This is a genomic window from Enterobacter cloacae complex sp. I3 (genome assembly GCF_014896175.1).
Taxonomy (GTDB): domain Bacteria; phylum Pseudomonadota; class Gammaproteobacteria; order Enterobacterales; family Enterobacteriaceae; genus Enterobacter; species Enterobacter bugandensis.
On sequence record NZ_JADBQZ010000005.1, the window covers coordinates 141,519 to 165,796 of the forward strand.

The 24,278-nt window shown below is 55.4% G+C and carries 23 protein-coding genes; 15 read left to right on the plus strand and 8 right to left on the minus strand.

The features are described 5' to 3' along the window. Positions 1–41: 41 nt before the first annotated feature. From IM271_RS05310 to mntR, 5 genes are all read right to left on the minus strand, one after another. A complete protein-coding gene (locus IM271_RS05310) occupies positions 42–1,565 on the minus strand; it encodes an efflux transporter outer membrane subunit (protein ID WP_193052280.1) in 1,524 nt (507 codons plus the stop codon). Further along, on the minus strand, positions 1,565–3,136 hold the full coding sequence (locus tag IM271_RS05315; RefSeq protein WP_028012453.1) for a DHA2 family efflux MFS transporter permease subunit: 1,572 nt from the start codon (positions 3,134–3,136) through the stop codon (positions 1,565–1,567). The genes IM271_RS05310 and IM271_RS05315 overlap by 1 nt, the downstream gene beginning before the upstream one ends. Next, positions 3,133–4,227, minus strand: a complete 1,095-nt coding sequence (locus tag IM271_RS05320) for an HlyD family secretion protein (RefSeq protein WP_041910714.1) — start codon at positions 4,225–4,227, stop codon at positions 3,133–3,135. The genes IM271_RS05315 and IM271_RS05320 overlap by 4 nt, the downstream gene beginning before the upstream one ends. Positions 4,228–4,328: 101 nt before the next feature. Further along, a complete protein-coding gene (locus IM271_RS05325; protein WP_028012451.1) occupies positions 4,329–5,438 on the minus strand; it encodes an anion transporter in 1,110 nt (369 codons plus the stop codon). After that, positions 5,435–5,908, minus strand: a complete 474-nt coding sequence (mntR, locus tag IM271_RS05330; RefSeq protein WP_008501176.1) for a manganese-binding transcriptional regulator MntR — start codon at positions 5,906–5,908, stop codon at positions 5,435–5,437. Before mntR ends, IM271_RS05325 begins: the two co-directional genes overlap by 4 nt. 183 nt (positions 5,909–6,091) lie before the next feature. Between mntR and mntS the strand changes: the two genes are divergently transcribed. Next, positions 6,092–6,220, plus strand: a complete 129-nt coding sequence (gene mntS / locus IM271_RS05335) for a manganase accumulation protein MntS (protein WP_014831181.1) — start codon at positions 6,092–6,094, stop codon at positions 6,218–6,220. A 269-nt stretch (positions 6,221–6,489) separates the two neighbouring features. Then, the gene (locus IM271_RS05340) at positions 6,490–8,073 is read left to right on the plus strand and encodes a phosphoethanolamine transferase (RefSeq protein ID WP_193030887.1); all 1,584 of its coding nucleotides are present in this window, start codon (positions 6,490–6,492) and stop codon (positions 8,071–8,073) included. A gap of 117 nt (positions 8,074–8,190) precedes the next feature. On the opposite strand, the gene ompX is transcribed toward IM271_RS05340, so the two are convergent. Beyond that, positions 8,191–8,709, minus strand: coding sequence for an outer membrane protein OmpX (gene ompX / locus IM271_RS05345; protein ID WP_028012448.1), 519 nt, complete (start codon positions 8,707–8,709; stop codon positions 8,191–8,193). 355 nt (positions 8,710–9,064) lie between these two features. Here ompX and rhtA point away from each other — a divergent pair, with 355 nt between their 5' ends. The 6 genes from rhtA (at position 9,065) to ybiO (ending at position 15,670) form a co-directional block, all read left to right on the plus strand. Next, on the plus strand, positions 9,065–9,952 hold the full coding sequence (gene rhtA, locus IM271_RS05350; protein WP_041910716.1) for a threonine/homoserine exporter RhtA: 888 nt from the start codon (positions 9,065–9,067) through the stop codon (positions 9,950–9,952). Between the two features lie 299 nt (positions 9,953–10,251). After that, entirely contained in the window at positions 10,252–10,755 is a 504-nt protein-coding gene (dps, locus tag IM271_RS05355; RefSeq protein ID WP_008501171.1) for a DNA starvation/stationary phase protection protein Dps, read from the plus strand. Positions 10,756–11,116: 361 nt separating this feature from the next. After that, positions 11,117–11,860 carry a glutamine ABC transporter substrate-binding protein GlnH gene (glnH, locus tag IM271_RS05360; protein ID WP_193052281.1) on the plus strand — a complete coding sequence of 248 codons (744 nt, stop codon included), beginning with the start codon at positions 11,117–11,119 and terminating at the stop codon, positions 11,858–11,860. A gap of 93 nt (positions 11,861–11,953) precedes the next feature. Next, on the plus strand, positions 11,954–12,613 hold the full coding sequence (glnP, locus tag IM271_RS05365; RefSeq protein WP_003858462.1) for a glutamine ABC transporter permease GlnP: 660 nt from the start codon (positions 11,954–11,956) through the stop codon (positions 12,611–12,613). Next, positions 12,610–13,332 (plus strand): glutamine ABC transporter ATP-binding protein GlnQ, encoded by a 723-nt coding sequence (gene glnQ, locus IM271_RS05370; RefSeq protein WP_028012446.1) that lies wholly within the window; start codon positions 12,610–12,612, stop codon positions 13,330–13,332. The genes glnP and glnQ overlap by 4 nt, the downstream gene beginning before the upstream one ends. 124 nt (positions 13,333–13,456) lie before the next feature. Beyond that, entirely contained in the window at positions 13,457–15,670 is a 2,214-nt protein-coding gene (ybiO, locus tag IM271_RS05375; protein ID WP_047368148.1) for a mechanosensitive channel protein, read from the plus strand. 45 nt (positions 15,671–15,715) lie between these two features. Here ybiO and rlmF read toward each other — a convergent pair whose 3' ends face one another. Beyond that, the gene (rlmF, locus tag IM271_RS05380; RefSeq protein ID WP_041910718.1) at positions 15,716–16,627 is read right to left on the minus strand and encodes a 23S rRNA (adenine(1618)-N(6))-methyltransferase RlmF; all 912 of its coding nucleotides are present in this window, start codon (positions 16,625–16,627) and stop codon (positions 15,716–15,718) included. Positions 16,628–16,870: 243 nt separating this feature from the next. Between rlmF and mcbA the strand changes: the two genes are divergently transcribed. From mcbA to ybiJ, 3 genes are all read left to right on the plus strand, one after another. After that, positions 16,871–17,137, plus strand: coding sequence for a DUF1471 family periplasmic protein McbA (mcbA, locus tag IM271_RS05385; RefSeq protein ID WP_047368146.1), 267 nt, complete (start codon positions 16,871–16,873; stop codon positions 17,135–17,137). Positions 17,138–17,261: 124 nt separating this feature from the next. After that, a complete protein-coding gene (locus tag IM271_RS05390) occupies positions 17,262–17,528 on the plus strand; it encodes a DksA/TraR family C4-type zinc finger protein (protein ID WP_028012442.1) in 267 nt (88 codons plus the stop codon). A gap of 286 nt (positions 17,529–17,814) precedes the next feature. Then, a complete protein-coding gene (ybiJ, locus tag IM271_RS05395) occupies positions 17,815–18,075 on the plus strand; it encodes a DUF1471 family protein YbiJ (RefSeq protein WP_014883102.1) in 261 nt (86 codons plus the stop codon). A 120-nt stretch (positions 18,076–18,195) separates the two neighbouring features. Here ybiJ and ybiB read toward each other — a convergent pair whose 3' ends face one another. Next, complete coding sequence (ybiB, locus tag IM271_RS05400; protein ID WP_193052282.1) at positions 18,196–19,158, minus strand: DNA-binding protein YbiB; 963 nt, start codon at positions 19,156–19,158, stop codon at positions 18,196–18,198. Between the two features lie 255 nt (positions 19,159–19,413). On the opposite strand from ybiB, the gene IM271_RS05405 reads away from it, so the two are divergent. From IM271_RS05405 to IM271_RS05420, 4 genes are all read left to right on the plus strand, one after another. After that, entirely contained in the window at positions 19,414–19,950 is a 537-nt protein-coding gene (locus IM271_RS05405) for a fimbrial protein (RefSeq protein ID WP_028012440.1), read from the plus strand. Positions 19,951–20,019: 69 nt separating this feature from the next. Next, entirely contained in the window at positions 20,020–20,694 is a 675-nt protein-coding gene (locus tag IM271_RS05410) for a molecular chaperone (RefSeq protein WP_028012439.1), read from the plus strand. Positions 20,695–20,720: 26 nt separating this feature from the next. Further along, positions 20,721–23,264 (plus strand): fimbria/pilus outer membrane usher protein, encoded by a 2,544-nt coding sequence (locus tag IM271_RS05415; protein WP_155026411.1) that lies wholly within the window; start codon positions 20,721–20,723, stop codon positions 23,262–23,264. Between the two features lie 22 nt (positions 23,265–23,286). Further along, on the plus strand, positions 23,287–24,276 hold the full coding sequence (locus tag IM271_RS05420) for a fimbrial protein (protein WP_193052283.1): 990 nt from the start codon (positions 23,287–23,289) through the stop codon (positions 24,274–24,276). The last annotated feature ends 2 nt before the right edge of the window (positions 24,277–24,278 follow it).

The window sequence follows — 24,278 nt, forward strand, 5'->3', positions numbered from 1 at the left end:
TGTGGCGTTCCTGTCCGTTTCTTGCCCAATCCTTTGAATATTTATCCACGCGGGGCGTCGCCAAAGACGCTGTAGTCCGGCAGCTGCACCTGCTGATACGGCTCCCAGCCGCCGCCGAGCGCCTTGTAGAGCGCCACCAGATCGAGGGCGCTTTGTACCTGCGCCTGCGCGCGCTGCTGCTCGGCCTGCGCCAGTTGCCGCTGGGCGTCCAGCACGTCGATAAAGCTGGCGATCCCCTGGCGGTAGCTGTCGCTGGCAAGATCAAAGGCGTTTTGCAGTGCGTCGATGGTTTTCGCGAGGCCCGCCTCACGCTGCTGGTCGGTGCGATAGCTCACCAGGGCATTTTCGACATCGCCAAGCGCGGTGAGCACCGTTTGACGATAGTCCAGCACCGCCGCCCCCTGCTGCGCGCGCGCCACCTTGACGCTGGAGACCAGCCGACCCCCCTGGAAAATCGGAATGGAAACCTGCGGGCCGAAGCTGTAGAAGTGACTGCTCCAGTCGGTCAGCCAGCCGGATTCACTGTTGCGCAGGCCAAACTGTCCGGAGAGGGTAAAGCTCGGGAACAGCTCGGCCACTGAGACGCCAATCTGCGCCGTGGCGGCATGAAGGTTGGCCTCCGCTTCGCGCACGTCCGGACGGCGGCGCGCCAGCGTGGACGGTATACCAGTCTGCACGATATCCGGCAGCGCGGGCATTGGCTGTGCGGATTGCAGCTCGCTATCCAGCGCCCCCGGCGGCTTGCCGAGCAGAATAGCCAGCCCGTTCATCGCCTGGCGTTCCTGGGCCTGATACTGCGGCAGCTGGGCTTCAAGATTGCCCAGCTGCGCCCGGGCGTTTTCCACGTCCATCTGCGGCGACAGCCCGCCGCGCTGGCGGCTTTCGGTCAGATCCAGCGTCTGCTGCGCGCTTTTAATCTGGGTGTTCAGGGTAGCGATAATGCTCTGCGCCCCGCGCAGCTGGAGCCACGCGCGCGCCACTTCCGCTTCCAGCGACACCAGCGCATCGTTACGCTGTTCGATGGCGGCCTTCTGCTGCGCCTCGGCGGCTTCCACCTGACGGCGCACCTTACCCCAAAGGTCGATTTCCCACTGAGCGTCGAAGCTGCCCTGATAAAGGTTAATCGGCTGCGTCAGCGGTCCCAGCGCGCCTCTGAGTTCAGGGGCGACATTATCCAGCTGGTCGTACACGCCGTGAGATTTTAGCTCCCCTTCCAGCCCGAGCTGCTGGCGCGTCGCCTGCAGATTGCCGTTCACCGACGGGAAAAATGCCCCGCCCGCCTGGTTAATCTGTTCACGCGCCCCGGCAATGCGCAGCACCGTTTGCTGCAGCGTCAGGTTTCCGGCGATGGCGCGTTCAACCAGACTGTCGAGCTGCGGCGAGCCGAAGGTTTTCCACCAGCGCGGATTGGTCGCGGCGGAGGTGGTTTGCGATTTTACCGCGCTGTCGCCCTTATCGTTCCAGTGCGTAACGGCGGGTGGCGCAGGCTGCTGGTAGTCCGGCCCGACGGCGCAGCCCACCAGCAGCATCATTATCATCAGGGGGTGTAAACGTCTGTGTATCATCAGTGTGCTCCTGCACTCCCCTCGCTCTTAACCGGCGAGAGCAACAAACAAAACGGAATCAGTAACAAGGCCACCGCGCTCAGAATGGTGAAGACGTCGATGTAGGCCAGGAAGCGGGACTGCTCGATCATCGTCTGGTACATCCGCCCGGTGGCAATGCCGGTGGGGTCGCCCACCTGGGTGGTGAAGTTCTGGATCGCCTGGGCGCTTTCGCGAATCGCCAGCTGGAACTGCTCGTTAAACGGCGAGGCGTGGTAGGCAAGGTGCGCGCTGTGCGCCTGCGCGCGCTCGGTGATGGCCGCCGTCGAGAGTGAAATCCCGATGGACCCCGCCACGTTGCGGAACATGGTAAACAGCGCCGCCGCATCGGCGTTGAGCCGTCTCGGTATCGAGATGAAGGCGATGGTGGTGAGCGGCACAAACAGGAACCCCAGACCAATCGACTGGGCGCTGCGGAACAGCACCAGGGTTTCGAAGTCAATATCCGGCGTCAGCGTGCGCGACCAGAAGAACGACACCGCCAGGCAGGTAAAGCCAAAGGCGATGATCCAGCGCGTCTGCACCACCGGCATCAGCTTCAGTACCAGCGGGATGGTCAGCACGATCAGCACCGCGCCGGGCGAGAGCACCAACCCGGACCAGGTGGCGGTATAGCCCAGATCCTGCTGCGCCAGCTGCGGGATCACCACCGAGCTGCCGTAGAGGATCATCGCCATCCCCGCCATCAGCAGGCTGGAGATCGCGAAGTTGCGGTCCTTCATGCAGTGCAGATCCACCACCGGCTTTTTGGCATACATCAGCCAGTAGATTGCGCCGATAATGCCGACCAGCGTCAGCACCGCGAAGGTGCGAATAAAGTTCGAGTAGAACCAGTCGTCATCCTCGCCCCGGTCAAGCATCACCTGCAAACAGCCAAGACCGAGGGCGATCAGGCCGATCCCCGTCCAATCGATGGTCAGCTTCTCTTTTGATTTGCTCTCCCACGGCGGATCTTCCAGCAACTGGTAGATCGCCAGCACCGTCACAATCCCCACCGGGATGTTGATAAAGAACACCCAGCGCCAGGAGTAGTTGTCGGTGATCCAGCCCCCCAGCGTCGGGCCGAGCACCGGCGCGACGATAATCGCAATGGAGGAAAGCCCAAACGCTTTGCCCCTGTCCTCCGGCTTGAAGTAGTCGAGCAGCACTGACTGCTGGGTGGGCTGCAACCCGCCGCCAAAGAAGCCCTGCATCACGCGGAACAGGATGATTTGCCACAGCTCGGTGGCGATGCCGCACAGGAACGAGCAGATGGTGAACATCACGATGCAAATGAGGAAGAACTGCTTGCGGCCAAAGAGCCGGCTCAGGAACGCCGAGATGGGCAGCACGATGCCGTTCGCCACCAGGTAGCTTGTCAGTACCCAGGTGGATTCGTCGTAGCTGGCCGAGAGCGACCCCGCCACGTGCGGCAGCGCGACGTTGACGATGGTGGTGTCCAGAATTTCCATGAACACCGCCAGGGTGACGACAATCGCCACCGCCCACGGGTTACTGGCGGGCTTCCAGTTATCGTGGCTATGATCCGTCATTCCACGGTGACCTTCGGTTCAACCGACAGCCCCAGCGGCAGCGGCTTGTTCGGATCCAGACCTTTATCAATGACGATTTTTACCGGTACGCGCTGAACAATCTTCACGAAGTTACCGGTGGCGTTTTCCGACGGGAAGGCGGAGAAGCGCGAGCCGCTGCCCTGCTGGATACTGTCGATATGGCCTTCAAGCTCCATATCCGGCCAGGCATCCACGGAGACGCTAACCTTATCGCCGGGCTTCATGCGCTCAAGCTGGGACTCTTTAAAGTTCGCCACCACCCACACGTTCGGGGAGACCAGCGAGAACAGCGCGGTGCCCGCCTGAACCAGCGTGCCGGGCTGCACGTTGCGTTTGGTGACAAAGCCGTCGAACGGGGCGCGGACTTCGGTGTAAGAGAGGTTCAGATTCGCGGTTTCCAGCTGCGCTTTGGCCTGTTCGACCTGACGCTCGCGGGCTTCGACGTTGGTCTCCTGCTGGCGGATTTGCAACTGTACCTGCTCCGCCACTTCCAGCTGCGCCTGTGCGCTGGCAAGGCCAGCCTGGGCGCTGCGCAGCTGAGCGTTCGCAGAATCAATACTTTGCTGGGTGGTCGCGCGCGGGTCAACGCCGCGCTGGCGCCGGTACTCCGCCTGCGCGTTCGCCAGATCGGCCTGCGCTTTCAACACCTGCGCTTTGGCTTCGTCACGCTGGGCGGGATACTGCACTTTTGAGAGCGCCAGCTGCGCCTGAGCCTGATGCAGCTGCGCGATAGCCAGCCCAAGCTGAGCCTGAGCCTGATCGCGCTGGGCGGTGGTATCACGAGGATCGATCACCACCAGCACATCCCCTTTCTTCACGCGCTGGTTATCCCGCACGCGAAGCTCGGTAACGTAGCCCGCCGTTTTGGGGGCAATGGTCACCACGTCGCCGTCGGTAAAGGCGTCGTCGGTGGTCTCTTCGTTGCGGGTTAAAAACCACCAGACCAGCGCCACGATCACCATCACGATGACCACGATGCCAAGGATAATTAACGGTTTTTTGCCCGGGCGTTTACGCTCGTTATTGTTTTTATCCTGCTCGTCAGCAGGTGGATTTTGTTCTTCTGCCATAATTCAGCAACGGTCCTGTCAGTGAGCGGCATCACACTATGCCGTTCACTAAAGCTAGGACGTTGCTATACATTTGCCAGGAAAAACTGACAAATTGCGCACTATATGAGAAGGAATAGTCCGAAACCGATCGCCGCAGCCCAGAGCAGCATCGGGATCGACCAGAGGTGGAAGCGCCACCAGATGCGACGGTCGTTGGCCATGCGCAGGGCGATCAGGTTTGCCAGGGAGCCGGGCAGCAGCCCAAACCCACCGATGTTCACCGCCCAGGCCAGCAGCGTGTCCGGCGGAACGTAGTTGAGCAGCAGAATGGTGGCAGGCACGTTGCTGATAAACTGCGACAGGCCAATCGCCGTCAGCCACAGTCCCGGCTGCGACAGCGTGCTGACGCTGTGCAGAACGTTTTGCAGCACGGGAAGCTGAATAAGCAGATGCACGTCGATGAACATCGCCATAAAGACCAGCAGCAGCGTCCAGTCCACGCTTACCAGCACGCGCCGCGCCAGCACGACAAAGCCCGCGGCGACGAGCAGGACGCCCGCCAGCTCATACCTCAGCTCCAGGGCGAACAGAAAGACGATATACAGCCCGAGGCAGCTCCAGACCAGCCGCGGCTGCCACTGCGGGCCCGTGGTCCCGCTATGGTATTGCAGCTTTTTATCCGGAAACGCGAACCAGCAGACCGCCAGCAGCGACAACATCATCACCAGCGCCAGAGGCGCCATCTGCCAGGTAAAAGCGGCGAATGACAGACCGGAACGTCCCCAGAGAAGAATATTTTGCGGGTTGCCGATGGGCGTCAACAGAGAACCGGCGTTAACGGCGAGCGCTTCAAAGATGATCAGTCTGCTGACCGGGATCTCGCAAAGCTTACGCAGGGTGAGCGTGAGGGGTACGATGATAAACAGCGCCACATCGTTGGTCAGAAACGTCGACAGCACCGCGGCGGAGAACACCATAAACAGGGCCAGCCTGCGCTCGGTGGCAAAACGGCGCACCATTTTACGCCCCAGGACGTCAAAATAGCCGCTCAGCTCGACCCCTTTGGTCAGCATCATTAACCCGCTCAGGGTGATGATGGTGCGCCAGTCAATCGCCGCAGACCAGGCCTGTGGCGCAAACGGCACAAACAGGCTTAACCCGGCGCCAATGATTAATAAGAGATGGAAGAAGCGATCGCGTGACAGGGCCTGCAGTCCAGGGATTTTCATTCAGCGGAGGGACCATATTTAAGGGTAAATTCGCGAAACTTCACCAGCGTCTCTTCGCTAACGTGGTGCTCCATTCCTTCCGCATCCCGACGGGCAATTTCCGGGCTGACGCCCAGCACCAGCAAAAAGTTCTCGACAAGCTGATGGCGCTCGCGGCTCTCCTGCGCAAGCTTCTCCCCTTCCGGCGTCAGAAACACGCCGCGCCAGGGGATCATTTCGATCAGGCCTACCGAGGCCAGACGTTTTAACATTTTAGCGACCGTTGGCTGCGAAACCCCGAGCCTGGCGGCCATATCGACCTGACGCGCTTCCCCAACCTCGCGGATCAGATCGGAAATCAGTTCAACATAATCATCAATCAGTTCACGCCGGTGCGCTTCACGTACCTGGCGAAAACCTTCGACATGTTCTTCAACATTCACCAGTTGCGTCGTTTTTTTAATGGTTGGCTTACCTGCGCGACGGTTCATTGTACTTCCTCATTGGGGTGACGCTTCCAGCGCCCGGTATCGAGAGCGCACATTGTAAACCATCCCTCCACAAGCACAAAAAATTAACGAAATAGCCATAGCTATACAATATAGCCTGTGCTATATCTGTATGTAATGCAGTCACCCTTCACGGATCGAAGGGATCAAACATCAGGAGGTCTCATGAACGAATTCAAGAGGTGCATGACCGTGTTTACCCACTCTCCTTTTAAAGTGCGCTTAATGCTGTTGAACATGCTGTGCGATATGTTTAACAACAAACCGCATCAGGACGACAAACCTTCCCACTAAGCGGCGTTGCGGTACGCCGCTTCATTTTTCTGTCACACTTCCGTTGTAAACTGACCAATTCCCGATAATTTTTGCGGATTTGCAGCCCCCTTCGCAAAACATCTGTTTAGCAACTGTTGACCTTAATTCACGCTCGCACTATCTTCTTGCAGCCCTGCACAATTTGCGGCTCGCTGAAGCGGACCTCTCATTCCCTTTCCACGCACTGTCCTGCAGGCTTTGACCCTTGGCGCCAGGGTGAGCACATGGCGTTTTTGTGATAGTGACCTATGAATGTAACCCTGATAGATACCATCGTTACCCGCAGCCGGGCCTTAAGCCCGTGGACGGGATTTTACTTTTTGCAGTCGCTGCTGATTAACTTTGCGCTCGGCTATCCCTTCAGCCTGCTTTATGCAGTGGCTTTCACCTGCATCCTGCATGTGCTGTGGCGAGCGGCCCCGCGCGTGCAGAAAGCGTTGGTAGGGGTCTGTTCGCTGATTGCTGCGATGTATTTCCCGTTTGGCCAGGCCTACGGCGCGCCAAACTTCAACACCCTGCTGGCGCTGCACTCCACCAATATGGAAGAGTCGACGGAGATCCTGACGATCTTCCCCTGGTACAGCTACGTCGTCGGCCTCTTTATCTTTGCGCTTGGCGTCATCGCGGTTCGTCGCAAAGCAGACGCGAAGAGATCATGGGGAAAAATGGAGTCTCTGTGCCTGGCGTTTAGCGTGGGGACGTTTTTCGTTGCGCCGATGCAAAACCTGGCCTGGGGCGGCGTGTTCAAGCTGAAAGATACGGGCTATCCGGTGTTCCGTTTCGTTAAAGACGTCGTCGTGAACAATAAAGAGGTTCTCGACGAGCAGGCGCGCATGGCTGAACTTTCCAATATGAAAGACACCTGGAACGTGCTGGCGGTTAAGCCGAAATACCATACCTATGTGGTGGTGATTGGCGAGAGCGCACGTCGCGACGCGCTGGGCGCATTCGGTGGGCACTGGAATAACACGCCGTTTGCCAGCTCTGTCAACGGCACCCTGTTTACCGATTATGTGGCGGCCAGCGGCTCGACGCAGAAATCGCTCGGCCTGACGCTGAACCGCGTAGTGGATGGCAAACCTCAGTTTCAGGATAATTTTGTCACGCTGGCCAACCGCGCCGGTTTTCAGACCTGGTGGTTCTCCAATCAGGGGCAAATTGGCGAATACGACACCGCCATCGCCAGTATTGCTAAGCGTGCTGACGAAGTGCAGTTCCTGAAGAGCGGCGATTTTGAAGCCGACAAAAACACCAAAGACGAGGCGCTGCTGAAGATGACGGCGCAGGTCTTTGCTACCCAGCGCACCCAGCCGCAGCTGATTGTTCTGCACCTGATGGGATCGCACCCGCAGGCCTGCGATCGCACTGGCGGTAAATACGCGGAGTTTGTGCAGTCGAAAGAGACCTCTTGCTATCTCTATACCATGACGCAAACCGACGAGCTGCTCAGCAAGCTTTACGATCAGCTGCGCAATACGGGCGAAAGCTTCTCTGTGGTCTATTTCTCTGATCACGGGCTGGCGTTTAAAGAGCGTGGCAAAGAAGTGCAGTATCTGGCGCACGACGACCAGTTCCAGCAAAATTTCCAGGTGCCGTTTATGGTGCTGTCGAGTGATGATAAAACGCATCGCGTTATCAAAGCGCGGCGCTCGGCGAATGATTTCCTGCAGTTCTTCTCGCAGTGGACGGGGATTAAGGCCAAAGAGATAAAAAATGATTACCCGTTTATCTCCAACAAGAAAGCGCCCCCAGTGTACGTTACCAACTTCAAGTTACAGAAAGTTGACTATAACCATCTGGGTACCGATATTTTTGATATTAAGAGTAAGTAAGCTGTCCGATCTCGTGCGGTCTGATGCCCTCACCCTGACCCTCTCCCACAAGGAGAGGGAAAAGCTAAAAAAAAATCCGCCACATTGGGCGGATTTTTTATTAGCTCACCGAAGTGATTAGAAGCGGTAACCTACGCCCGCGATCCAGGTGCCAACGTCAACGTTGCGGATACGGCTCTGCTCATAGGAGAAGTCCAGAGCCACGTCCTGGATTGGGTTGAACTGCAGGCCTGCGCCATAGGAGAAGCCGTAGTCGCTGTTGCTTGCAGTGCGGTTCAGACCCTGGTTTTCGGTCTGCTGGAATTTACCGTAGCCAACACCTACAACACCGTAGATGCTCGCCCAGTCGTTCAGACGGTAAGCTGGACCAGCAGTGATACCGTAGTACTGGCCTTTGTTGTATGCGCCGTTTTCAGTACGATCTTTCTCGGTGTAGGTGAAAGAACCGATCACGCCCAGCGGGTTGTTATCCTGCTCGTAACGATACTTCAGGTTGAAACCGTTGGTTTTGTTCATCACGCCCTGCATATCGCTCTGAGCGTAACCACCAGTTACAGTAGAAGTAGCAGCTACAGCGGTACCTGCGGAAACAGCCAGTACAGCGGCCAGTGCTGAAAGACATGCAATTTTTTTCATAACCACCTCAAATGTGCTTCAAGTAAGTCCGTAAGTTTTAAATATATCAAAAAATTTTGCGAAACTCTTTGTGATTCGTGATGTCTAATGAGGCCTTTCCTGTAACAGAACGTTTCCAACCTCAGCTAACTCTTTCAAATCACATGCGATTTTTCCTACTAAACGCCCATATTGCGCGTCTGCGCCGTTACATTCATCCAGATTATTCCTAATCTTTCAGGTGATAAATCCACCAGCGCTTAACCATTTTACGGATTTCACGGGTCTTTTTTTTCAACCTAGTCTCAACCGTAGCTGTATATTTCCTTTACACTGCAACCTTTACTCCACTTGACATTAGCTGACAGGAGAAAGGATGCCTGGGTTATCCCGCACGTCGTCGGTCTGGTTGCCGGTAGCCGTCATACTTATTGCCATGTTGTCCATCCAAAGCGGTGCTTCGCTGGCAAAATCGCTTTTTCCACTGGTGGGTGCGCCCGGGGTAACAGCCCTGCGTATCGTGCTGGGAACGGCGATACTGGTCGTCATCTTCAAACCCTGGCGTCTGCGCTTCAAAAAAGAGCAACGTCTTCCCCTGCTTTTTTATGGTCTGTCCCTCGGGGCAATGAACTATATGTTCTACCTCTCCATCCAGACCATCCCGCTGGGGATTGCCGTCGCGCTGGAATTTACCGGCCCGCTGGCGGTCGCGCTTTTCTCGTCACGTCGTCCGGTGGATTTTATCTGGGTCGTGCTGGCCGTTCTGGGCTTATGGTTCCTGCTGCCGCTCGGCCAGAATGTCTCTGAGATTGATCTCACGGGCGCAGCGCTGGCGCTGGGAGCAGGAGCCTGCTGGGCTGTCTATATACTCACCGGGCAGCGAGCGGGTGAAGAGCATGGCCCGGCAACGGTCGCCCTGGGTTCCGTGATTGCGGCTATCGTTTTTGTGCCGATCGGTATGGCGCAGGCCACGGAGTCTATCTGGCAATGGTCAGTCATGCCCATCGGGCTGGCGGTCGCTATTCTTTCAACGGCACTCCCCTATTCTCTGGAGATGATTGCCCTGACGCGTCTGCCGACGCGCATATTTGGCACCCTGATGAGCATGGAGCCCGCCCTTGCGGCGATCTCCGGGATGGTGTTCCTGGGCGAAACGCTGACGTTTACCCAGACGCTGGCGCTCTGCTCAATTATCGCGGCGTCAATGGGGTCAACGCTCACCATGCGCCCTGAACCCAAAGTTGAGAAAATCGACATCGGCTAATGCCATATATTCTGCATGGCTTCACGGCCATGCAGAATAAAGGCCAGAACGCCATCCGTTATAATTTCTTACATAGTTTGTCATATAACCGAAATATCCTTCCCCACCCATTCCCCTCTACGCGAATTAAGATTGATCTGTATCAATTTTAAAATTATCTTTTAATTTCAATAAATTAAATTATCAACCTCCTTCTTGCTATTAAACCGATAGGCACAGCCAGACCGCAGAGAAAAAATCCGGTGCTATACTTAGTTCCGTAATTACCTGGGACATAAACATCAAGAGGATATGAGATTATGAGTACCGCTAAACTGGTGAAAACGAAAGCGTCTAATCTGCTTTATACCCGTAACGATGTATCGGATAGCGACAAAAAAGCGACCATTGAGTTGCTGAATCGCCAGGTGATCCAGTTCATCGATCTTTCGCTGATCACCAAACAGGCCCACTGGAATATGCGCGGTGCAAACTTCATTGCCGTCCATGAAATGCTGGATGGCTTCCGCACAGCACTGGTGACACACCTCGATACGATGGCTGAACGTGCCGTTCAGCTGGGTGGTGTCGCGCTTGGGACCACGCAGGTGATCAACAGCAAAACGCCGTTGAAAAGCTACCCGCTGGATATCCACACCGTTCAGGATCACCTGAAAGAGCTGGCGGACCGCTACGCGATTGTGGCCAATGACGTGCGCAAAGCGATTAGCGAAGCCAAGGATGAAGATACCGCAGACATCTTCACCGCCGCATCCCGCGACCTGGATCAGTTCCTGTGGTTTATCGAATCTAACATCGAGTAATCCATAAGACTTTCCTGTCAAACCCTCGCCTCTGGTGAGGGTTTTGCACATTTATGGTGCACAGTTTTTGCCTGAGACGGTGCAAAAGTGAATAAATTGTAATAATCACCTCACACAACCGTTAATGGAAGATTGTTTTTTCGTCAGAATTTACGCTTAATATCTCCCCGTCAGTTGACCCAAACGAAGCGCACCAAAATGGTGCTCCATGCTGGTGCAACACGACATCATTGCCACGCTTTTTGTGCAATGTATGATTTCATCCCCTTTGTAAAACAACAGCTTGTAAAGTTGGCACGATTTTTTCATTGTGCCAGTCGTTCTCGCAGGGGATCGCCCCGTGGATATAAAAGGAAATGCTATGAAGTCTGTATTAAAAGTTTCACTGGCTGCACTTACCCTGGCTTTTGCGGTGTCCTCTCAGGCTGCCGACAAACTGGTTGTGGCGACCGACACGGCGTTCGTTCCGTTTGAATTCAAACAGGGTGACAAATACGTTGGTTTTGATGTTGATCTGTGGGCCGCTATCGCCAAAGAACTCAAACTGGACTACACCCTGAAGCCGATGGACTTCAGCGGCATCATCCCGGCGCTGCAAACCAAAAACGTCGATCTGGCGCTGGCGGGCATCACCATTACCGAAGAACGTAAAAAAGCGATCGACTTCTCTGACGGCTACTACAAAAGCGGCCTGCTGGTGATGGTCAAAGCGGATAATAACGACGTAAAAAGCGTGAAAGACCTCGACGGTAAAGTGGTGGCAGTGAAGAGCGGCACCGGTTCCGTGGATTACGCGAAAGCGAACATCAAAACCAAAGACCTGCGCCAGTTCCCGAACATTGACAACGCGTATATGGAACTCGGCACCAACCGTGCTGACGCTGTTCTGCACGACACGCCGAACATCCTGTACTTCATTAAAACGGCTGGTCACGGCAAGTTCAAAGCCGTGGGCGACTCTCTGGAAGCTCAGCAGTACGGTATCGCGTTCCCGAAAGGCAGCGACGATTTGCGCACGAAAGTTAACGGCGCGCTGAAAACGCTGAAAGAGAACGGCACCTACAACGAAATCTATAAAAAATGGTTCGGTACTGAGCCTAAATAATTTTACCTGAATTCAGGTTTATAGCGCCCGGCGGCGCTCACGCTGGCCGGGCCTACATTTTTCGTTTTTCACCACGGTATACAGGAATACATCATGCAGTTTGACTGGAGCGCCATCTGGCCTGCCATTCCACTCTTGCTTGAAGGCGCTAAAATGACCCTGTGGATTTCGGTCCTGGGTCTGGTAGGTGGGTTGATTATCGGTCTTGTCGCCGGTTTCGCCCGCACCTACGGTGGCTGGATTGCAAACCACATCGCACTGGTTTTCATCGAAGTGATCCGCGGCACGCCGATTGTCGTGCAGGTCATGTTTATCTACTTCGCCCTGCCAATGGCCTTTACCGACCTGCGCATCGATCCGTTCAGCGCGGCCGTCGTGACCATTATGATCAACTCGGGCGCCTACATCGCGGAAATCACCCGCGGGGCGGTGCTGTCGATTCATAAAGGTTTCAGCGAAGCCGGTCTGGCATTAGGTCTTTCTCGTCGCGAAACGATCCGCCACGTTATTCTCCCGCTGGCGCTGCGCCGCATGCTGCCGCCGCTGGGTAACCAGTGGATTATCAGCATTAAAGATACATCGCTGTTCATCGTTATCGGCGTGGCCGAACTGACCCGTCAGGGCCAGGAAATTATTGCGGGCAACTTCCGCGCGCTGGAAATCTGGAGTGCGGTCGCCGTCGTTTATCTGATCATTACGCTGGTACTGAGCTTCGTTCTGCGCCGTCTTGAAAGAAGGATGAAAATCCTGTGATTGAATTTAAAAACGTCTCCAAGCACTTTGGCCCAACCCAGGTGCTGCACAATATCGATCTGAATATCAAGCAGGGTGAAGTGGTGGTGATTATCGGGCCTTCCGGTTCCGGTAAATCGACCCTGCTGCGCTGCATCAACAAGCTGGAAGAGATCACCAGCGGCGATCTGATCGTTGACGGTCTGAAGGTAAACGACCCGAAAGTGGACGAGCGTCTGATTCGTCAGGAAGCGGGCATGGTGTTCCAGCAGTTCTACCTGTTCCCGCACCTGACGGCGCTGGAAAACGTGATGTTTGGCCCACTGCGCGTGCGCGGTGCCAACAAAGCGGCGGCGGAAGCGCTGGCAAAAGATCTGCTGGCGAAGGTTGGCCTGGCGGAGCGTGCGCACCACTACCCTTCCGAGCTCTCCGGTGGCCAGCAGCAGCGCGTGGCGATTGCGCGCGCGCTGGCGGTGAAACCGAAGATGATGCTGTTTGATGAGCCGACGTCCGCACTCGACCCGGAACTGCGCCACGAGGTGTTGAAAGTCATGCAGGATCTGGCGGAAGAAGGGATGACGATGGTGATCGTGACCCACGAAATCGGCTTTGCTGAGAAAGTGGCTTCCCGCCTGATCTTTATTGATAAAGGCCGCATCGCCGAAGACGGTAACCCGCAGGAATTGATCGCGAATCCGCCTAGCCAGCGTCTGCAGGAGTTCCTGCAGCACGTCTCCTGATCCCTCGCTACATACCGAGCCGGGCTTGCCCGGCTTTTTTACGCCAGATTGTTCCCAAAAACTTCCCTCCGCCTCTCGCCCTCTATACTTATCATTTTGCACGATATTTTTGTCGGAGGACGCCGTGCCGTGGATCCTGCTGCTGTTGATAAGCCTGTTTAGTGCGCCATCGCTCGCCGTGGCAATCCCCGGCGTCACCACCGGAGCAACTGCTACTCAGCAAAATACGCCGCCTCCGGAGCCGGATGCAGAACAAAAAAAAGCGGCCTATAGCGCACTTGCCGACGTCCTTGAGAATGACACCTCCCGGCAGGAGCTGATCGAACAGTTGAGGAAGGTGGCCGCCACGCCGCCTCAGGATCCGGTTCCGACCATTACGCCACCGCAGATCGAAGAGGAAAAGACGGTACTGGAAAACGTCACCGACATCAGCCGCCGCTACGGGGAAGCCCTGTCGTCGCGTTTTGCCCAGCTCTATCGAAATCTTGTTGGCACCTCGCATAAACCTTTTAATCCCCACACCTTCACCGCAGCCGCCACGCAGTTTGCGATTCTGGCGGGTGCCGTATTCATTTTTTACTGGCTGCTGCGCCTGTGCGCCTGGCCGCTCTACCGGAAGATGGGCCACTGGGGACGGAAAAAAAATCAGCATAAAAGCAGCTGGCTGCACCTCCCGGCCATGATTACCGGGGCGTTTATCATCGATTTACTGCTGCTGGCCCTGACGCTGTTTGTCGGTCAGGTGCTGGCGGACCGCCTCAATACGGGCAACAAAACCATTGCCTTCCAGCAGGCGCTCTTCCTGAATGCGTTTGCGCTCATCGAATTTTTTAAAGCGGTGCTGCGCGTCATCTTTTGCCCGCGTGTGCCTGAACTTCGCCCTTTCAACATCAACGACGACAGCGCGAAATACTGGGCCGTGCGGCTAAGCGTGCTCAGCGGGCTGATAGGCTACGGCCTGCTGGTTGCCGTGCCGATTATCTCCAACCAGGTCAACGTGCAGTTTGGCGCGCTGGCGAACGTGCTGATTATGCTCTGTATAACCGTCTGGTCTCTGTACCTTATCTTTCACAATAAAAGGGCGATCACCGAGAGTCTGCTGCATCTGGCCGACCGTTCCCTCTCTTTCTTTAGCCTGTTTATCCGCGCCTTCGCGCTGGTGTGGCACTGGCTGGCAAGCGCGTATTTTATTGTGCTGTGCTTCTTCTCGCTGTTCGACCCGGGAAACAGCCTGAAATTTATGATGGGGGCGACGTTTAAAAGCCTGGCGATTATCGGCATCGCGGCGTTTGTGTCCGGGCTGCTGTCCCGCTGGATCTCGAAAACCATCACCCTGTCGCCGCAGGTGCAGCGTAATTACCCGGAACTGCAAAAACGGGTGAACGGCTGGATGTCGGTATCGCTTAAGGTGGCGCGCATTCTGACCGTCTGCGTGGCGATTATGCTGCTGCTGAATGCGTGGAGCCTGTTTGATTTCTGGAACTGGCTGCATAACGGCGCAGGCGAGAAGACCGTCGATATTTTAATTCGTATCGCGCTGATTCTGTTCTTCTCCGCCGTCGGCTGGACGCTGCTGGCGAGCCTTATCGAGAACCGTCTGGTATCGGATATTCACGGCAGACCGCTCCCCAGCGCCCGCGCACGCACGCTGTTGACCCTGTTCCGCAATGCGCTGGCGGTGATCATCAGCACCATCACCATCATGATTGTGCTATCGGAAATCGGCGTGAATATCGCCCCGCTGCTGGCGGGTGCCGGCGCGCTGGGTCTGGCGATCTCCTTCGGCTCGCAAACGCTGGTGAAGGATATTATTACCGGCATCTTTATCCAGTTTGAGAACGGGATGAACACAGGGGATCTGGTGACCATCGGGCCGCTGACCGGTACCGTGGAGAGGATGTCGATTCGCTCGGTAGGCGTGCGTCAGGATACCGGGGCATATCACATCATTCCCTGGTCATCGATCACTACCTTCGCCAACTTTGTGCGCGGCATTGGCTCCGTTGTGGCCAATTACGATGTGGATCGTCATGAAGATGCCGACAAAGCGAAGCAGGCGCTGCGGGATGCGGTCAGTGAACTGATGGAAATGGAGGATATTCGCGGACTGGTAATTGGCGAGCCATCGTTTGCCGGCATCGTTGGGCTGACCAACACGGCGTTCACCCTGCGCGTGTCGTTCACCACCCAGCCGCTGAAGCAGTGGACGGTGCGCTTTGCCCTCGACAGCATGGTGAAAAAGCACTTCGATCTGGCGAACGTGCGAACGCCGGTGCAGACGTATCAGGTATTGTCGCCGCCCGCCTCGCCGCTCCCTCCGCAGGAGCCGACGCTGTAACCGAGCCGGGTGGCGGCTTTGCCCTACCCGGCCTACGGCGGGATACTATTTGCGACGTTTGTTATCGTCCATAAACGACCATGCGATAAAGCGGCTCTGCTTCTGGCCCTGCGCCATCTCTTTTTTCACCACTTTTACGGCACCCGCTTCGCTCAGCGCGCGGTAGAGCGGCGGCAGGTTATCCCCGCGGGAAACCAGCGTCGTGAACCACTTCACCTGACGGCCAAACTGTTGGCTTTCCGCAATCATGCGCAGGATGAAGGCAACTTCACCGCCCTCGCACCACAGCTCCTGCTGCTGCCCGCCGAAGTTCAGCGCGGCGTCTTCCGCCTGACCGAGGTTGCGGCGTTTACGTTCGCTGCCCGCGCGAGCCGCTGCCGCCGAATCATGAAACGGCGGGTTGCACATCGTAGCGTCATAGCTTTCGTTTTTATGAATTATGCCGTTGAAGATGGAAGCCGCCTCTTTCTGACGACGCAGACGAATGGAGCGGCTCAGGCCAGGGTTCGCGCTGATAATCGCCTGCGCGCTGGCAAAGGCCTCGGCGCCGATTTCGCTCCCGGTAAAGCGCCAGTGATATTCATGTACGCCAATCAGCGGGTAAATCAGGTTTGCCCCGGTGCCTATATCCAGGATGGAAGCCTGCTGCGGTACAGCGCCGTCACGATCTTCGGCAAGCAGATCGGCAAGGTGATGAACGTAATCAGCGCGGCCCGGCACAGGGGGGCAGAGAAAGCCTTCCGGAATATCCCAGTGAGCCACACCGTAAAAATGCGCCAGCAGGGCTTTGTTCAGCGTTTTCACCGCCTGCGGATCGGCAAAGTTGACGGTCGGCTCACCCGCTGGGGTCTGGACAATATAGTCCTGCAGCGCAGGGCAGCTCTGGCACAGGGCGTTCATGTCGTAGCGGCTGCGGTGGCGATTTCGTGGGTGCAATCCCGGCTTTTGGGAAGTCATGGCGTTCTCCTTTAAACAGCGGCGTAAGATACCCTGTGCTGGCCCAGCGGTAAATCTTTCTCTGCGGCGCTTAAAAAAACACCGTAAATCAAACACCTCTACGTCTATGATCTGTCAGCGAATTGTCAGTTTTTATCGTTCAAAAAATAAGCAGATCATCATCAAATATTTGCGCTAAGTCACACTCGTCAGGCTTCTAAACTTAAAGGGAATCACCTGTTGTTTCCTCATGAGGATGTGATTATGAAAAAGTACCTGACCCTTGCTGTTATCGCCGGCGCCCTGGCAACGGCTTCATTTTCTGCGATGGCCGTTCAGCCACTGAATGAAAGTACCGATACTAGCCAACTGCGTCCGGCGGGCACCGTCTCGGTAAGTCGCGCAAGTAACCTGGACGATCTGCAGAATAAACTGGCCGAAAAAGCCCGCCAGGAAGGTGCGAAAGGCTTTGTCGTGAACTCCGCTGGCGGAGATAACCATATGTACGGCACAGCAACCATCTATAAATAATTTTTTTCCTCCACAACAAGACTGCATCTGCCTGCCGGATGCAGTTCATTTCCGCTTTATCTTGATTGTTCATTTTTTAACCCCATATTAAAAGCAGGGTATAAACCGATTTCAGGAGGATGCCATGGCTTCCGGTTGGGCGAATGACGACGCCGTTAACGAACAGATCAACAGTACCATTGAAGATGCGGTTGCGCGCGCTCGCGGTGAGATTCCGCGCGGCGAAAGTTTGAAGGAGTGCGAAGAATGCGGAGAGCCGATCCCGGAGGCGCGGCGTAAAGCCATTCCAGGCGTAAGGTTATGTATTACCTGCCAGCAGGATAAAGATTCAAAAAACGCCTCACATTCAGGTTATAATCGCAGAGGATCGAAAGATAGCCAGTTACGCTGACTCTCCTTTACCTAAGTTAACCCTGCCTGCACTTACCTTTACGCTCACGGTTTTTAGCGAACCGCGTAGCAAAATGTGCCCTTCATCTTTGTTCTGTAAAGCGCATCCACAAGAAGTGTAAAGCGCTGGTTTGAATTTATTAATATTCAATAAGTTATTTGTCATTCAATTTTTTTGACTGATCACGTCAATTCTCTTCGATTTTATCCCTCAGGAAAAAACGTGACACTTATCACATCGACGGAACATCGTCCCCTTAACAGAAAACACCTGCGAGAGATTAATTATGAAAACCATCAAATATGCTGTAGCTGCTGTTGCCCTGTCCGCTCTGTCTTTCGGCGCATTCGCCGTAGAGCCTGTTTCATCCACTCAGGCCCAGAGCATGAATAAAATCGGTGTGGTAAGTGCAGAAGGCGCGACCACGCTGGACGGCCTGGAAGCCAAGCTGGCTGAGAAAGCCGCTGCTGCCGGTGCAAGCGGATACACCATCACCTCCGCTAACACCAATAACAAGCTGAGCGGTACTGCGGTTATCTACAAATAATCGCCTGAAATGAATGCTGTACCCTCGCCAAACCCTCTGGTGAGCTGCTCCAACCCTCATTGACCCTGTTGTTTGTTACCCTTGCTTGCCCGTCCGCCACTGGACGGGCTTTTTTTTTGCCTAAAACGACTGTGCCACCCGCTGTAACCCCGCTTCCACCGTCTCTACCTCCCCTGTCGCCAGCAAGCAGCAGGCCATTTGCAGTTTGATCGACTGTGGGACCGGCACGTTTCCGGCCAGGCACTGCGTAATCCAGTGCGCGGTAACCTGCGGATCTTTTGACTCCGGCAGAATCACATCGCTGTTTTCTTCCCCGCGTTCAAGCACAACGCGCGTACCGGCAGAATCGATCAGCATCAGCTGTGGGCAACGCTGCGGGTTGGCGTACACCTCCCCTTCTGTTCCGTGCATCAGCAGTGCGCGTCCACCGATTTCGGCAAAGAACTGACCGACGCGCGTCACGTACTCCGGATGAGAAACACTGGAAAGGCGCAGTGCGGCATCCTCAGCAAACGGCGTTGCCAGCTTCGCCAGGGTGTGCGCACTGTTACGCACGCCCATGCGCCAGCGCATGTCCAGCTGCTTTTCCAAAGACGGGCAGAGCGCACGAACGGGAATATAGACCGGCTGGTTCCCCTCCAGCTTTGCCTGCGCCTGACCGGCATGGAGAGTCGGTTCAATGCCCAGCAGTTCAAAGATGGTTTCTGTCAGTACGCGCGTGGGATCTTCGCTGACCCCATGTACCACCACCGGGAACCCCAGCTTATGTAACAATATCGCCAGCAGCGGCGTCAGGTTTGCCTGCTTGCGCGCCCCGTTATAGCTCGGGATCACAATCGGCATCGGTTTTGCCACTGGCGGCGTTAAGCGCAGCGTTTGCGCTTGCATCGCCTCGTAGAAACCACGCATCTCCGCTTCGCCTTCGCCTTTGATACGCAGCGCAATCAGGATGCCGCCCATTTCCAGGTCCGGTACCTCGCCGTTGAGCATACGGGTGTAAAGCGCGCGAGCGGTTTCATGGTCCAGGTCGCGGGCGTGGTTTTTCCCACGTCCTACCTCTTTGATAATTTTGCGATAATCCACGACATTCCTCCTGACAGCCTATCTTGTTAACACTATAGCCCTGATGAATGGCTCTCCGTTAGTTTTTTATCCCTTAAGACAACCTTCTGTTTTAATAGCAAAAAATAAACACAAGCTTTTTTTCAAGTATTTGTGATTTCTATAGCAGATTCGTATTCATACATTTTTTGATTAAATAACCAGCGGAAAGTCATTAAGGGTCAACGGTGAAAACGTCCAGGCAACGCTCTCACCCGAAACATATCAGGATTTGCTATGAACAAGGTTGCTTTAGGTTTAATCATCGCCGCAGCGGTGGGATGTTCTGCATCCACGTTTGCGGCAACGAACGGTGAAGGGCAAATAAACTTCACCGGCGAAATTATCGATTCTGCTTGTCAGGTCGTAAATGGATTAAGTAATCCATTAAATGTACAGCTGGGGAAAGTGTCTAAAACGGTATTTACCGGTGCAGGCTCTACCAGCACCTTAACGAAGTTTGATATTCAGTTAACGAATTGTCCTGACACGGTCACCTCCGCCGCCATTAACTTTGGCGGAACACCGGATGCGAATAACAATTCAACGCTTGCCTTAACGCCAGATACCGATGCGGCGACAGGGGTGGCGATTCAGCTGGTGGATGCCTCGCAGCAGCCTGTCAGCCTGTATACGCCGTCTCAGCAGTATCAGTTAACCTCCGGCACGGCGGTTAACGATCTGGAGTTCGGCGCACGCTATATCCAAACCGGCCCGGCAATTACCGCAGGCCCTGCTAACTCCGTTTCAACCTTCACCGTTATTTATAACTGATCTTATCAATCCGGAGATATTAATGCTTTCGCGAGCATTAATACCTTCTCTATTCATTGAGAAATCTTTATGCGCCACGGTTATTTACTGAGCACGCTTTTACTGGTAGCAACTGCTTCACATGCTGGGGTCATTATTAACGGCACCCGACTGGTCTATCAGGGAGATAAAAAGGAATCTTCTCTTGGTCTTTCAAATCCAGATGCGACGGATTATCTGGTGCAGTCCTGGGTTGATTCCGGCGGTAAAAACCTGGCCAAAGCCCCGTTCCTGATCACCCCGCCGCTTTTCCGTCTGGATGCGCACGAAGATAACGTTCTGCGCGTGGTGCGTACGGGCGGAAATTTACCAGAAGACAGGGAATCCCTGTACTGGTTGAACATTAAAGCAATCCCTTCCTCAAAACACGTTGAGGGGGTAAATACGCTGCAAATCGCCATTAATACTCGAATCAAATTACTGTATCGCCCGTCTGCGGTAAAAGGCAGACCAGAAGATGTGGCGGATAAACTTGAATGGCGCCGCGAAGGGAACGATCTGGTGGTGAATAACCCCACGCCGTTCTATATGAATTTCCAGACCGTTACGCTGAATGGTCATAAAGTCGCGAAAGCTACCTGGGCTGTTCCGAAAACGGAAACGCATTTTGCCTTACCGGGTAATGTCGGGGGCGCGAACGTGACGTATTCCATTATTACCGACTTCGGCAGCATCAGCCATACCTGGTCGAAATCCGTTCATTAATTCTTTTGCCCGGTAATAAAATAATTATGTACAGCCATAAAAAGCCGTTCACCTGCCGATTGTCTTCATTGCTGGTCATTCTCTGTGGCCTGGCAATGGCGATCTTTGCGCAGCAGGTTATGGCTGATGATTATTTTAACCCTGCCCTGCTGGATATTGATAATCCCCAGCAGGGTAAAACCGATTTGTCCATCTATGAAAAAGGGCCAGGTCAGGCGCCGGGGAAATATGAGGTCGCGGTATTTATCAATAATAATAAAATTGATACCCGCAACGTGACCTTTACGCTTCAGAAAGATTCGCAGGGCAACAGCACGCTGCAGCCTTGCTTTAGCCTTGAGGAATTAAAAAGCCTCGGCATCAAAACCAAAAAATTTCCGCAGCTGATGGCCAAAGGCCAGTGTGCTGATTTACATGTCATTCCTGCTGCATCCGCCACCTTTCGCGTTCGCAACCAGCAGCTGCTGATGAGCATCCCTCAAACGGCGCTGGGCCAGGTGCCTCGCGGTTACATTGACCCGAAAGAGTTTGACGAAGGGATCACTGCGGGCCTGCTTAATTACAGCGCCAATGCCAGCCACAGCCGCGCGCGACAGCACGGTGAGCAGGATAACAGCAGCCAGTACGTAAACCTGCGCCCAGGCCTGAACGTTGGCGCATGGCGCATTCGCAACTATTCCACCTGGAATCGCAGCACCACGGGCCATGAGGAGGAGCAGAAATTCACCTCCGTTTATACCTATGCGCAACGCGATATCGTGGCAATGAAAAGCGACATCACCGTCGGCCAGAGCTCATCCCCTGCCGACGTGTTTGACAGCGTTCCCTACACCGGGGTGGAGCTGAAATCCGACAGCGACATGCTGCCGGACAGCGAGAAAGGCTACGCGCCGATTATCCGCGGCACGGCACACAGCAACGCGCTGGTGGTGGTTCGCCAGAACGGCTACGTCATTTATCAGAACACGGTCGCGCCGGGTGCCTTCGAAATTAACGATCTCTACCCCACCGGCAGCAGCGGCGACCTGCAGGTTACCGTGAAAGAGACCGACGGCAGCGAAAGCCATTTTGTCGTGCCGTTTGCCTCCGTGCCGGTCTTGCAGCGTGAAAAAAACCTGCGCTACAGCGTGACCGCCGGGCGTTATCGTTCCTATGACAACGATGTCGAAAAGACCCCGTTTGCCCAGGGCAGCGCCATCTACGGTTTACCCTACGGTATCACCGCCTACGGCGGCGTTCAGCAGAGCAGCCATTATCAGTCTCAGGCTGTGGGCGTCGGGAAAAACATGGGCGATTTAGGCGCCTTCTCCATTGACGTCACTCGCGCCAAAGCCCTGCTGAAAAAACAGCAGGCCAGCAAAGGCCAGTCGTGGCGCGTGCGCTACAGCAAAGATATCGCCCAGTCAGGCACTAACTTCTCGCTGGCCGGCTACCGCTATAACAGCAAAGGGTTTTACACCCTGGAAGACACCATGGAGTCGTATACCCGCTCTGACGACTGGTCTGAACCGCAGCAGCGCCGCGCCCGTACCGAAGCCACCGTCGACCAGACGCTGCCGGAAGGCTGGGGTTCCGTAACCCTGAGCCTGGTGAAAGAGACCTACTGGACCCAGAGCCAGGACATGACCTCGGTGAGCGTCAGCTACAACAACAGCTGGCACGGCGTGAGCTACAGCCTCAGCTACAGCATGAACAAAAACACCCGCGACAGCGACGAAGACGGCAATGAGGTGACGAACGACAACCAGTTCGCGCTGAGCGTCTCGGTGCCGCTGGACCACTGGATGCATAACACCTGGGCCACCTACAACCTGAACAACACCAAAGATGGCACCACGCAGAATATCGGTCTGAACGGTACGGCGCTGAAAGAAGATAACCTCAACTGGAATATTCAGGAGGGGGTGAGCAGTACCGGCAGCGGCAACTCCACCAGCCTCAACGCCGATTACAAAGCAACATACGGCGAACTGAGCGGCGGCGTCAGCCAGGACAAATATCAGCAGACCGTGAACGTCGGTCTGCAGGGCGGCGTGGTTGCCCATGCGAACGGCATCACCCTGAGCCAGCCGCTCGGTGAGACCATCGCGCTGGTGAAAGCGCCGGGCACGCACGGGACGCACATCACTAACCAGACCGGCGTTGAAACCGACTTCCGCGGCTACACCGTTGTCCCGTTTGTGACCGCGTATCGCCACAACACCATTGCGCTGGATACCGAAACGCTGCCGGACAATGCCGACGTCACCCACGCCGCGCAGGTCGTCACCCCAACTCGCGGGGCCGTGGTGCGCGCCAGCTTTAACACCCGCGTGGGCAACCGCGTGCTGATGACGCTGACGCACAACGGCAAACCGCTGCCGTTCGGCGCGACGGTCACCACAGAGGATAAGGACAGCGAGTTTATTGTGGGTAATGACGGCCAGACCTATCTTTCGGGTCTGCCGCAGCAGGGGCATCTCGCCGTTTCCTGGGGACAGGACGCGAGCGAGCACTGCATCGCTGACTATGCGCTAACGGATGAGAAAGAGAAAACCAGCATCATTAACGCTGCCGCGCAGTGTCATTGATTCACCGTTCAGGCTAACGACTATGCAAATGATAAAACAATGCTTTTTCTTACTGATTCTGGGCACCGCGGCATTATTTATGCCGCATGCGAAGGCTGACTGCACTACGCCCGATATGCCGAAAATGATCAACGTTGCCACCATTTCGGTCCCAACGACGCTGGCAGTAGGCGCTACCATTCCCGGTACGGAGCAGACTGTGCACGTCGCGGGTAACTGCAACCATCCTTACGAAAGCGGGATGGAAATCATCTCCTGCTATTACGGAAGTGGTTCGGAGATACCCGGGTTGACCGGCGTTTATGACACAGGCGTGCCTGGAGTCGGCATTGCCTTAAGGAACGACCAGGGCCAGCGCATTTCAGGCGGGGGAAAGGTCGCCTGCGATTCCCGCAGTACGCCCATCGGCTATGTCTCGACCGATGGATATCAGTCCTTTGACTTTAACGTCACGCTTGAGCTGGTTAAAACCAGTGATGCGGTACAGTCCGGCACGCTGCTTCAGGCGCAAACAGAGTTCGGTATTGGCGTATATGGCAACGACGGCATTGGTTCACCCAATGTTATCGCCTACGCAGGAAACGTTAACTTCCAGAACGTCACCTGCTCCGTTTCCCCAAAAAACCTGACCATTAATCTGGGCGACTTCCCGGTCAGCGATTTTGTTAGCGTGGGGATGTTATCCAGCCCGGCGCAAAACTTTGACGTGACGGTGAACTGCAACAGCAACGTGCAGCCTGAAGTGAAGGTCACCAGTTCGAACGGCTACGAAACCGGGTTCGAAGGGGTGATCAAACTCACCCGGCAGCCCGGCATGGCAACCGGCGTCGGGGTCAGAATGCTGGTTGATAACCAACTCGCCACCTTTGACACCTACGTGAACACCCAAAGCCAGGCAATCGCCAACCAGACGCTGGCGATCCCGTTTGAGGTTCGCTACGAACAAACCAGCAACGTCGTGACGCCAGGCCCTGCCAACACCGTCGCCACCGTTACCCTCGCTTATAAGTGACG